The sequence below is a fragment of the Protofrankia sp. Cr1 genome, from assembly GCF_963555865.1.
Taxonomy (GTDB): Bacteria; Actinomycetota; Actinomycetes; order Frankiales; family Frankiaceae; genus Protofrankia.
In genome coordinates this window covers 1-1,514 of the sequence record NZ_CAUVXO010000531.1, presented here as the reverse complement: position 1 = coordinate 1,514, position 1,514 = coordinate 1, and the positions used below count along the sequence as shown (strand labels likewise).

Genomic DNA, 1,514 nt, shown 5'->3' with positions numbered 1-1,514 from the left:
ACCCCGTCTCACCGAAAGACAAGATTCATCATCTGAAAGTCACCTGATCACGCGGTCTGCGAGCGGCTCGCGGATGGGTGGAACGCCTGACACGGTAGGCGAGGTTGATATACATGGACGCCCCGACGGACGTACCCTCAGGGTCGGTCCTGCCACGAGACGTGACCCTCTCTCCCGGCTGGAAGGCAACCGCCCGACATGCCACCGTTCACACTCGGCCCCTACACCGTCTCCGAACGGCTCCTGTCACGGGACGACATGCGCGCCACACTCGCCGCCCGTGACTTCGGCGCAGCCTTCCGACTCATGCGCAAGTACGACGGCGCCAGTCAGAACCGCATCGCCTCCGGTGTCGAAGGCCTGAGCCAAAGCCGTGTCAGCAAAATCATGCGCGGTGAGGATCGCATCGCCACCCTCGACCTGATCGAACGCATCGCCGACGCACTACGGATACCGGGCGCTCTGCTGGGTCTCGCCTCTCGACCTTGGGAAGTGATCGTCACCGACGCCCGACCAGGACCGCTGCCGTCGCAAGCCCCCGCCCGAACGGCACCGGCTCTGACCCAGAACGGCGACTCGGACCGGCCGGACCCGGTCACGCTGCTGCACGACGACGACACCTGGACGTCGGAGCGAACCGCCGAACTCGCCGAACTCCTCGGCACAGACGACGGCCTGCCCGTGCACGCGGCCAACGCCGCCCGCCTGGCCCACGAATGGCTGATTGCCGAACCGCCGCAGATCGTCGCAATGCAGGCCGGACGGCGGATCGGTGACGGCCTCTTGCACAAGGTTGAAGGCCGGGTCGCGCACCTGCGCAGGCTCGACGACTTCGTCGGCGGGAAGGATCTCAACAGCCTTGTCGAACGGGAACTCACCGCCACCGTCGACCTCCTCCGCACAGCCAGCTACGACGAACGACTCGGACGCCGCCTTCTGTCCGCCATCGCCGAACTGTGCCAACTCGCAGGCTGGGTCGCGATGGACGCCGGACTTTCCGTACCCGCGTCCCGGTACTTCACCGGCGGAGTCAAAGCCGCGCACGCCGCAAACAACCAGCCCGTCGCTGCCAATCTGATCTCCACGCTGAGCTATCAGGTCGCCAACCAGGGTGACCCGGCCGACGCCGTCCTGCTCTCCCATACCGCCTGCCAAGGTGCCCGCCGGACCGCGACCGCGACCACCCTCGCCCTGCTGAAAGAACGCGTGGCATGGGCACACGCCAAGGTCGGCGAACTCACGAACACCGAGAAGGCCCTTGCCGAGGTCGACCGCCTTTACGAACAGCGACGGCCCGACGACGACCCCACCTGGGTCTACTGGCTCAACGAAGACGAAATCAACATCATGAAGGGTCGCTGCTACGTCGAACTGGGTAAACCCGACCGCGCTGAACCCCTCCTCACCGCCGCCCTGAGGAACTACAGCGACGACCACGCCCGTGAAGTCGCCCTGTACGAAACATGGCTTGCCGAAGTCCACTTCCAGAAAGGCGACATCGACCAGGCATGCGC

The 1,514-nt window shown here is 65.7% G+C and carries 1 protein-coding gene; it reads left to right on the top strand.

Annotated features, from left to right (window positions below; translation table 11 throughout):
• Nucleotides 1-198: 198 nt before the first annotated feature.
• On the top strand, nucleotides 199-1,514 hold a 1,316-nt coding region (locus U9980_RS25245; protein ID WP_322770214.1), incomplete at its 3' end, for a helix-turn-helix domain-containing protein.